This window comes from Microbacterium sp. Bi98 (genome assembly GCF_918698045.1).
Lineage (GTDB): Bacteria > Actinomycetota > Actinomycetes > Actinomycetales > Microbacteriaceae > Microbacterium.
The window spans coordinates 96,045-106,096 of sequence record NZ_CAKKLK010000011.1; the positions used below are offsets into that span (position 1 = coordinate 96,045).

At 67.8% G+C, this 10,052-nt stretch carries 8 protein-coding genes and 1 pseudogene; 1 reads left to right on the plus strand and 8 read right to left on the minus strand.

Features of this window, described 5'->3' with window-relative positions:
- Nucleotides 1–20 precede the first annotated feature (20 nt).
- Nucleotides 21–1,382: an MFS transporter gene (locus LQZ85_RS14920; protein ID WP_230101109.1), complete on the minus strand. Its 1,362-nt coding sequence runs from the start codon at nucleotides 1,380–1,382 to the stop codon at nucleotides 21–23.
- 104 nt (nucleotides 1,383–1,486) lie between these two features.
- On the opposite strand from LQZ85_RS14920, the gene LQZ85_RS14925 reads away from it, so the two are divergent.
- Nucleotides 1,487–2,248 (plus strand): alpha/beta hydrolase, encoded by a 762-nt coding sequence (locus LQZ85_RS14925; protein ID WP_230101110.1) that lies wholly within the window; start codon nucleotides 1,487–1,489, stop codon nucleotides 2,246–2,248.
- Between the two features lie 62 nt (nucleotides 2,249–2,310).
- Here LQZ85_RS14925 and LQZ85_RS14930 read toward each other — a convergent pair whose 3' ends face one another.
- The 7 genes and pseudogenes from LQZ85_RS14930 to LQZ85_RS14960 form a co-directional block, all read right to left on the minus strand.
- Nucleotides 2,311–2,898, minus strand: a complete 588-nt coding sequence (locus LQZ85_RS14930; RefSeq protein ID WP_230101111.1) for a hypothetical protein — start codon at nucleotides 2,896–2,898, stop codon at nucleotides 2,311–2,313.
- Nucleotides 2,899–3,489: 591 nt separating this feature from the next.
- Nucleotides 3,490–3,879, minus strand: coding sequence for a monovalent cation/H(+) antiporter subunit G (gene mnhG / locus LQZ85_RS14935; protein WP_053098314.1), 390 nt, complete (start codon nucleotides 3,877–3,879; stop codon nucleotides 3,490–3,492).
- The gene (locus LQZ85_RS14940) at nucleotides 3,876–4,145 is read right to left on the minus strand and encodes a monovalent cation/H+ antiporter complex subunit F (protein ID WP_053098313.1); all 270 of its coding nucleotides are present in this window, start codon (nucleotides 4,143–4,145) and stop codon (nucleotides 3,876–3,878) included. The genes mnhG and LQZ85_RS14940 overlap by 4 nt, the downstream gene beginning before the upstream one ends.
- A complete protein-coding gene (locus LQZ85_RS14945; RefSeq protein WP_056275839.1) occupies nucleotides 4,142–4,729 on the minus strand; it encodes a Na+/H+ antiporter subunit E in 588 nt (195 codons plus the stop codon). Before LQZ85_RS14945 ends, LQZ85_RS14940 begins: the two co-directional genes overlap by 4 nt.
- Nucleotides 4,726–6,279: a Na+/H+ antiporter subunit D gene (locus LQZ85_RS14950; RefSeq protein WP_056275836.1), complete on the minus strand. Its 1,554-nt coding sequence runs from the start codon at nucleotides 6,277–6,279 to the stop codon at nucleotides 4,726–4,728. Before LQZ85_RS14950 ends, LQZ85_RS14945 begins: the two co-directional genes overlap by 4 nt.
- 263 nt (nucleotides 6,280–6,542) lie before the next feature.
- Nucleotides 6,543–7,043: pseudogene (locus tag LQZ85_RS14955) on the minus strand (Na(+)/H(+) antiporter subunit C); the annotation flags it as partial.
- Nucleotides 7,043–9,985 (minus strand): Na+/H+ antiporter subunit A, encoded by a 2,943-nt coding sequence (locus tag LQZ85_RS14960; RefSeq protein ID WP_053098310.1) that lies wholly within the window; start codon nucleotides 9,983–9,985, stop codon nucleotides 7,043–7,045. The gene LQZ85_RS14960 and the pseudogene LQZ85_RS14955, both read right to left, overlap by 1 nt.
- Between the last annotated feature and the right edge of the window lie 67 nt (nucleotides 9,986–10,052).

Below are 10,052 nucleotides of genomic sequence, written 5' to 3' on the forward strand. Positions count from 1 at the left end.
CCCGGGGCGGCTCTGCGGGCTCAGTCGGAAGCAGGCGTGGCGGATGCTGCGGCGCGGCGTGCGATGAGCCAGATGCCGATCGCTGCGGCGAGGAAGATCGCGGCGAGGATCACCCAGCCCACGAAGCCGAAGGTGATCGCGGTGGCGTTCACGACGATCGGCGACGCCAGGGCTCCGAGCGAGAATCCCATGCCGAACACGCCCTGATAGGCGCCGGCTCGGACAGGATCGGCGAGCTCGAAGCTGAGACCCCAGGCTCCGGCCTGCGACAGGATCTCGGCGAACGTGTGCGCGATCATGCCGACGATGAGGATGACGATCGCCGCCCATGCCGGAAGCCCCGCGGCGAGCGCGTAGATCAGGCAGGCGGAGACCATCAGCCAGCCGGCGATCATCGTCACCCTGCCGGCGATCCGCAGGTCGTGCGTGCCACGGGAGGCACGCACCTGGAACAGCACGACCAGCGCGGTGTTGACGATCAGGAGCACTGCGAACGTGGCATCCGGGGCGTTCGTGTACTCGCTGATCCACAGCGGCACCCCGAGTTCCGCGACTCCGAACTGCATGCCGAAGATCGCCGAGAGCGCGCTCAGCAGCAGGTACCTCGGGTCCCGCCACGGTGAGCGGCGGTTCCAGTCCCTGCGCTCGGCGGATGCCGCGGCCGTGGCGTGCGTGTCGATGGATCCCGTTTCCGTCAGCTGAGCCGCGGCTCGGTTGCGCGGCGGCGCGTCGACGGCCGATGTCAGCCGCAGGAGGGAGAGCGAGCCGAGCGCGCAGACGGCGCCCGCGCACGCGATGACGACGCGGTAGGCCTCGGGTGTGCCGAGAGCCAGAGCGATCGCGCCGAATGCGGAGCCTGCCGCGATCGCGAGGTTCGTGACCGTGCGCAGCACCGCACGCGCGTGCACCCGCCGGTCCGGCGCGAAGCCCCGGGCGATGATCGCGGAACGAGCGGAATACCCCAGCGAGTCGAAGAAGCCCGAGAGGCTGGCGAGGACGATCGCCGACACGAAGTCTCCGACGAACGCGTATGCGGCGAGCAGTACGCCACCTGCCATCTCGAAGCCGAAGGCGAGGCGTCGGGCGCTCCACCGATCGGCGAGCCAGCCGCCGAGGAGCGACCCGACCACCCCGCATCCGCTCGACACGGCGAGCACCACCGCGGCGTGCGCGGGCGAGAGGCCGATGATCTGCGTGAAGAACAGCACGGTGACCGCGAGGAAGACGCCGCGGCCGATGCGTGAGACGGCCGTCGCGGCGACGAGCGCGCGCAGCACCGGATCGCTCAGCCCGCCGGCGATGCGCGCGATGACACCCTTGGGCGAGCCTGATGTCTCGCCCTCCGACTCGATCTGATCGGGATCGGGGTTCGGCGAAGACACCCTTCATCCTCGCACGACGCAGGCTCGCCCCTCGTCGCACACCGGCATACGGCATGCGTGGATCCCGGTTCGTCGCAGGGGTCCCACTCGGTTAGCGTTGAGGTGTGGTCTCCAGCTATCTCGCCCCGAAGGGCACCCCCGTCACGCTGCTCGAGTTCGAGCACGCGGGCGCGACGCTGATCGCGGAGACCTTCGGCGACGGACCGCACACCTTCCTCCTGCTGCACGGCATCGGCATGGGACGCAGCGTCTACCTCGACGTCGTGCAGCGACTGAAAGGCCGGGTGATCGCAGTCGACCTGCCCGGTTTCGGCGAAGCACCCGAGCCCGCTCGCACCTTCACCATGCAGCGTCACGCCGACCTCGTCGCCGCGTACCTCCGTCATGCCGACGAGGGCCCCGTCGTCGTCATCGGGCACTCGATGGGCAGTCAGATCGCCGCGGAGCTCGCCGCCCGGCATCCCTCCCTCGTCGAGGGCGTCGTGCTCGCCGGTCCGACCGTCAACAAGGCCGCACGGAATGTCGCAGCGCAGGCGAGCTATCTCCTCACGGACCTGGTCGGCGAGCGCCCGCTCGTGATCTGGCGCGGTGCCCGCGAATATCTGCGCGGCGGCCCCCACCTCATCCGCAAGATCCGGGCGACCATCGTGCACGAGCCGGAGAAGGCGTTCGCGCGCATCGATCAGCCTGTGCTGGTGCTGCGCGGGGAAGACGACCCGCTCGCTCCGATGACCTGGTGCCAGGAGATCATCGACGAGATCCCGGGTGCCGATCTGCAGGTCATCCCGGATCACGGCCACGGCACGTTGATCAGCGACTCCGAGCCGGCCGCGCGCCTGATCCAGAGCTTCGCCGACGGCCTCTGACCCGTGCTCCGCACTTTTCCGTTCACAACTCAGCATGAACGCATGTGAGCCCCGTGATTCCGCTACTTGACCGCCGCTCCGCGGCGATTCCTGCTGAATTGTGAACGACGTGCGTCTACGAACCTCGGTCCGAGTGCAGCGATGACCTGCTCGAGAGCCTGCCTCACAGACGCCTGGTCACCGAAAATGTCTTTCGCAAGGGGCCGGACGGTCACGAAGCCGAGTCGGGCCGCGGCGATATCGCGCTCGCGATCCTGCATCTGCTTCTCCCACCCCTCGTGGAACTCCTTGCTGTCGCACTCGATGATCAACCAACCGTCCACCACGAAGTCGACGTACCCGACGCCTTCGAGGTACACCTGGGTCTCATAGGCGACCCCCATCGTCCGGAGCAGCAACCGCATGAATGTCTCTGAGCCCGAGCCCGCCGACGGGTCGACCAGTGCGAGCAGCGGGCGGAATCGGGCGGGTAGAGCAGCGAACATCGTGACCAGATCGTCGCGGGTCAGGAGTCCGTGATGAAGCACACTGTCCAAGGTGGCAAGCGCCTCGCGCGGAGCCTGGCAGAGCACGGAGTGCGCGACGGCATCGATCAACGGAGCCGCATGAAGGCTCTCGCGAACGCTGGTCAGCGCCTTCCAATGGAGCACGACCTTTCCGTCCCTCGCCACACGTAGACGAGACGAACCCCGAGTCACGAGCACATGGAGCTCTCGGCAACGGAACACGAAGACACCAAGAAGGGCGAGGAGAGACAAGCATGAGACCCGCCCGCCGATGCGGACAGCCTCGACGATGTCCCGGTGCGTCGACGGCAGCGCATATCGATCGCGGCGCACGTGCTGGAGTTCTCCTCGGGCCACTGACTCGGCGATGAGACGCCCCGTGAGCCCTCGGTGCACCAGATCCGATCGACTGAAGACCGAGCGCGAATAGGTGTCTCTCGCGCGCTGAACGACCGTCTTCTGCTTATTCCCCATCGCAGAAGTGTGCAGACAAGGGACGGTGTCGATGTGCGTCGTCCAAGCAACAGTGGATGACTTGCACGGAACAGGGTTCCGTGTAGGAGAAGAAGCAATGACCGGTGTCGTTCACTACTCAGCATGGATCTCGTATCGAGCAGCCCTGAAGCCCCTTTGGCCCCACCGGCACAGGCTCATGCTGAATTGTGACCCGCAAGCGGCCCCGCACCGGCGTAAGACGTGCGTGGCGTCCGTCTCAGCGCAGCTGCGGGCGTGCGATCAGCCGGCGGCCGGCGGGGTCTGCTTCGACTCGGCGAGCTCGTCGACGACCAGGCTGCGCTCGTCGGTGGTGCCGTTGCGATATGCCTGCCGCCCGACGATGTGCGCGGACAGCGGCGCGGTGGCGAACTGCATGAGCACGACCGGGGCGACGAGCGCGAGCCCGAACAGGATTCCCCCTACCGTGCGCTGAGACAGTGCGATCGCGAGGCAGATGAGGATGAGGCCGAGCACCTGCGGTTTGGTCGCGGCGTGCAGCCGCGACGGCACGTCGCGGAATCGCAGCAGCCCGACCGCCGCCGACAGGCAGAGGATCGCGCCGAGCAGGATCAGCACGAGCACGGCGACGTCGATGACCACGTCGGGAATGGCGAGACCGAACACGTTCATGGTGTCGTGTTGTCCCTTCTGGCCACGAACCGGGCGACCGAGATCGAGCCGAAGACGCCGACCGCGGCGATGATCAGCATCACCGGGATGTTGCGGGTGTGGCCGTTGATGGCCATCTCGGCGCCGAGCACGCACATGACCTCGGTGAGCAGCACGTCGGAGGCCACCGCCCGGTCGAGGATCGAGGGCCCCCGCACGATGCGGATGATCGTCAGGATGGCGGCGACGCCGAAGACGACCATGATCGCGAGCATCAGCACATTCATCGGGCACCTCCGCCGGCGCGCGCCGCACGTTCGTCGGCCTTGAGGGCACGGTACTGCGCCGGGGCTCCGAGCGCACGCACGACCCGTCGCTCCCAGCGCAGCACGCCTTCGCGCTGCTTCTCGACATCGGCCATGCTGCGCACCCCGATCACGTGCAGATACAGCACCTGCCGGTCGCGATCGGCCTCGACGACGAGCGACCCGGGAACCAGCGACGACACCACGGACACGTGCGTCATCATCAGGTCGTCGGCGTAGCGCAGAGGAACGGCGATGATCGCGGCGCCGGGCTGATGCCGGAAGTCGAACACCTGCACGGTGACCGCGACGGCGCCGCGGAGCACGGCGAAGAGGAACTGCACGATGAGCAACGCGGCGAACCAGATGTTGATGCGTCCGGAGAGCTCGACGGTGGGCAGCCGGAAGACACGGGTGACGAACACCGCGATGACCAGGCCCGAGACGAACGCCAGCACCGTGAACTGCCCCCACAGCAGCATCCAGAGCACGACGAGCCATGCCAGGAACGGCAGCTGCACGCGGATGTCCCGCCAGAAGTGGCGGCCGGTCTCGGTGGGGCTCATCCTTCCACCTCGTCTTCCAGCTGCACGAGGGTGACGGGGTCGAGCAGCGCCGCACCGATGCGGTCGCACAGGGCATACAGCGGGCCCGCGAACACGGTGAGCGCGATCGTCACCCCGACCATCCCGGCGGTCGCGATGGTCATGATCCGGGGGATGCGGCGGCGCTCCTGCTGCTCATCCGCGGCCGGGGCGTTGCCGAGGTACGAGATGCGCCCCTCGGTCTCGGTCGAGTCGTCCTCCTCGCGCCAGAACGCGAGGTTCCATGCTCGCATCAGCGCGTAGAGCGTGAGCAGCGAGGTGACGATGCCGCCGAAGATCAGCACGAGCATCAGCGGCGTCCCCACGGATGCTGCCGCTTCGAACAGCGCGAACTTGCCGATGAAGCCGGAGAACGGCGGCAGTCCGCCGAGGTTGATCGCGGGGATGAAGTAGAGCACCGCGATCACGGGCGCGACCTTGAGCAGTCCCTTCACGCGCAGGATGGACGTGCTCCCCGCCCTGCGCTCGATGAGACCGACCGCGAGGAACAGCGTCGTCTGCACGATGATGTGGTGGACGATGTAGTAGACCGTCGCGCCGATCGCCGCGGGGGTCGCTATCGCGAGGCCGAAGATCATGTAGCCGACGTGGCTCACCAGCGTGAACGACAGGATTCGTTTGAGCTCGGCCTGTGCGACAGCGCCGAGCACGCCCACGATCATGGTCGCCAACGCGATGATCAGCAGCACCGTGTCGATGCTGTTCTCGGCGAACAGCTGCGTCTCGGTGCGGATCAGCGCGTAGACGCCGACCTTGGTCAGCAATCCCGCGAACACCGCAGTGACGGGCGCCGGTGCCGTCGGGTACGAGTCGGGCAGCCAGAACGACACCGGGAAGATCGCGGCCTTGATGCCGAAGGCGATCACCAGCATGAGGTGCAGCACGAGCTGCGTCTCCTGCGGGAGCTCGGTCATGCGCTCGGCGATCTGGGCCATGTTCACGGTGCCGAGGGCACCGTAGATCATCGCGATCGAAGCGAGGAACAGGATCGACGAGACCAACGAGACGACGATGTAGACGGCACCCGTGCGGATGCGGGACTCGGTGCTCCCGAGCGTTATCAGCACGTACGACGCCACGAGCAGGATCTCGAATCCGACGTACAGGTTGAAGAGGTCGCCCGCGATGAAGGCGTTGAAGATGCCGGCCGCGAGGATCAGGTACGACGGGTTGAAGATCGAGATCGGGGTCTCGTCGGTGCCGTCCGCGGCACCCTGACCGATCGAGAAGAGCAGGACCGCGAGCAGCACGATGCTCGAGATGAGCACGAGGAGCGCCGCGAGCCTGTCGACGTAGAGCACGATGCCGAACGGCACCGGCCACCCGCCGACCGAGACCGCGAGCGGCTCGCCCGCATCGACGACGACCAGCAGCACGGCCGCGATGACCGAGACGATCGCGAGCGTGGCCACCGTGACGAAGGCCTGGAGGCGCGGATTGCGGCCGAAGATCAGGGTCACGGCGGCGCCGAGCAGCGGCAGGGCGACGAGCAGGGGGACGAGGGCGCTCATCGGCGGTCCTCCCCATCGTCGGTGTGCTCGGGTGCGCTGTCATCGGATGCCGTGTCAGCCGCCGTATCTCGAGCGGCGTCCGCCGCATCGGTCTCGTGGGCGTCCGACGCGTGCGTGTCGGCATCCGTCCGGAAAGCCGACGAGTGCGTCGAGTCTTCGGGGTCGTCGTCGGGCGGTGCCGACTCCCCGTCGAGGACGGCCGCGCCTGGACCGGCATCCGCATCGGGATCCTGATCGGACGCCGCGGACACGGCTCGAGGCGGGGTGGGCCGGTCGGTCGGAGCGTCGTCGTTGATCGCGGCGTGGTCGCGCATGTGCAGCACGGTGATCGGCGACGTCTGCACGCCGACGAAGTCCGTGGTCGCCTCGTCGTCCGCCGCGTCGGCCTCGTCGTCCATGAGGTCTTCGTCGGCATCGGTGCGCTCACGGAGAGCGATGTCGGCCTCGTCGTCCTCGACGGTGTCGGCCTGACCCAGCTGCCACGAGCGGTAGATGAGGGCGAGGAGGAATGCCGAGACGGCGAACGTGATGACGATGGCGGTCAGGGTGAGCGCCTGGGGCAGCGGGTCGCTGAGCTCGCCCTCGGTTCCGAAGAAGGGCGCGTTGCCGGGCACTCCCATGACGATGAGGAGCAGCAGGTTCGTCGCGTTGCCGAGCAGCAGGAAGCCGATCAGCACGCGGGTGAGACTGCGCTCGAGCATCGCGTAGACGCCGCAGGCGAAGAGCACGGCCATGATCACGATCAGGGTGAGGGAGACATCCATCAGAGGGTCACCCCTCGCTCGCGGAACTCCTGCGCCTGACGGTCGACCTCGGCACCGAGGCTGCGCAGCACGTCGAGCACGAGGCCGATCACGACCAGGTACACACCGACATCGAAGATGGTCGAGGTGACGAACTCCATGTGGCCGATGCCGGGGACCTCCCACTCCCAGAAGTTGCTGGTGAGCGGCGCCAAGCCGAAGAACAGCGGCACGACCGCCGTGCCGACGGCGAGGATCAGACCGGCACCGAGCAGTCGCCCGGCATCCGTGGGTGCGGCAGCGCCCAGCTCCCAGCGTCCGCCGGCGACGTAGCGCATGACGAGGGCCATGCCCGCGACGAGGCCTCCGGCGAAGCCTCCGCCTGGGAGGTTGTGGCCGGAGAAGAGCAGGAAGATCGACACGACGATGATCGTGTGGAAGAGGATGCGGACGATCACCTCGAGCAGGATCGACCTGTTCTCGGGCTTCATCTTCGGGCCGCCGACGAGCCAGGCGCGGGGGCTGCTCTCGTTCTCGTCGGTCTGGAAGCGCACGCCCTCGGTCGTCTCGACGAGCGGGCGGCTGAGCGTGCGACGGCGGCGCGCCTTGGGCAGCGTCTTCGTCGCGGAGAGCATGTCGGCGCGGTGCGTGACGAACACGAGAGACGCGACACCCGTGGCGGCGAGCACGAGCACCGAGAGCTCGCCCATCGTGTCCCAGCCGCGCAGGTCGACCAGGGCGACGTTCACGACGTTCTTGCCGTGACCGATCTCGTACGCGAGCTTCGGGAACGCGGCGGAGATCGGATCCGCGACGCGGGACTGGGTCGCCACGATCGCGACCAGCGCCATCGTGAGCCCGACTCCGACACCCAGCAGCGCGCGGGGAATGCGCCCGACAGAGGCGTTGTGCTCGCCCATCCGCGCGGGCAGGCGACGCAGCACCAGTGCGAAGGTGACCATCGTCACGGTCTCGACGAGGATCTGCGTGAGCGCGAGGTCGGGGGCGCCGCTGGTCGCGAACAGCACGACCATCCCGAGGCCGGTGATCGACACGAGGACGACGCCCGTGTATCTCTTCTGCGCGCGCACGGCCATGACGCCCGCGGCGGCCATCATCGGCGCGACCACGAGCTGCGTGGGCGTGTGCCAGGCCGAGAGCTGGAAGCGATCGATGTCACTGGCGACGAGCGCCGTGATCTCGGCGGCGACGAACACCACGAAGATGGTGCCGACGTAGACCGGCAGAGAGCCGCGCTGGGTGAGCGTCGTGCTCAGCACCGAGAGTCGGTCGATACCGCGCATGACCAGGTAGTAGACGTCTGCGGCAGTGAAGCGGATCAGTCGCGCCTTGCGGTCCCATCCGGTGCGCAGCGTGAGGAGGAAGACCGCGGCGCCGAGCAGGATCGACAGGATCGAGATGCCGAGCGCCGGCTCGAGACCGTGCCAGAGCGCGAGGTGCCCGGGTCCTTCCGCGGCGACCCCCTCGGCATCGAGGCCCGGGGTGGCTGTGAGCGCGTATCCCTGGAGCGCGACGTCGAGAGCCGGTGCTCCGATCCCGGCGGCGAGCGTGAGCCCGGCGAGGATGATCGGCGCCGAGAGGAATCCGACGGGCGGGTCGGGCCAGGCGGTGTCGGGGAGGCGATCGCCCGCCGCATCGCGCTTGGTCCAGAAGGCACCCCAGAGGAAGCGGATGCCATATGCCGCCGTGAGCATGGATCCCAGGCTGACGCCGATGATCGCGACGAGGCCCCAGGGCGAGCCGTGCAGTGCGTCGTCCAGGAGCGCCGTGAGGGTCGACTCCTTCGCCACGAATCCGAGGGTCGGTGCGATGCCGGCCATTGATGCGATGGAGATGAATGCCGCTGTCGCCATGACGGGAGCCTGACGCCCGACGCCACTCAGCTCGGTGATGTCTCGCGTCGACAGCTGACGGTCGATCACTCCGACGATCAGGAACAGCGCCGACTTGAACAGCGCGTGCGCGATCACGAGTGCGAGACCGGCCAGCGCGCTCGCCTGGGTGCCGTAGCCGATCACGACCGAGAAGAAGCCCAGCTGGCTGACGGTGCCGAACGCGAGGATGCGCTTGAGGTCGGTCTCGCGCAGCGCCTGGATGCCGCCGATCAGCATCGTCAGGATGCCCAGCGAGATGATGATCGGCCGCCACGGACCGGTGAAGGCGAAGATCGGGGCGAAGCGCGCGATCAGGTAGATACCCGCCTTGACCATCGCCGCGGCGTGCAGGTACGCGCTCACGGGAGTGGGCGCCGCCATCGCACCGGGCAGCCAGAAGTGGAAGGGGAAGATCGCGGACTTGCTGATCGCGCCGACGAGGAGCATCACGACGGCGGCGTCGACGATGGCGCCTGTGGGTGCGATCTCGAGGATCTCGCGGATGCTCGAGGTACCCGCGTCGACCACGAGCAGCACGACTCCGACGAACATCACGAGCCCGCCGAGAGTGGTGACCAGGAGCGCCTGCAGTGCTGCTCGTCGGCTGGCGGCGCGGCGTCGGTAGTGCCCGATGAGGAGGTACGAGAGGATGCTCGTCACCTCCCAGAACATCACGAGCATGACGAGGTCGTCGGTCAGGACGAGGCCGTACATCGCACCCGCGAATCCGAGCAGGACACCCGCGAACTGGCCGATGCCGGCGGAGTCGTCATGGAAGTACCAGCGGCAGTACAGCAGCACGAGAGCACCGACGCCGGTGACGATGAGCGTCAGCACCCAGCCGAGCACGTCCATGTTCATGGACAGATTCAGTCCGAGCTGCGGGATCCACGCGACCGAGACGAAGGGCGTCGGTCCGTCGAGCACCTGAGGGGTGAGGACGAGGGCGTGGATGAATGCCGCGGCGGGAATGAGAGCCGCGATGGCGAATGCCTGGGATCCCAGCCAGCGCACCAGAACGGGCATCAGGATCGACCCGAGGAGGAACACGGCGAGGAGCGTCAGCATATACGCGGCTCCTCAAAGCTCGTCGGCCGGGGGCGGCGCAGGCGGGCATCGGCGCATCTCGACCACG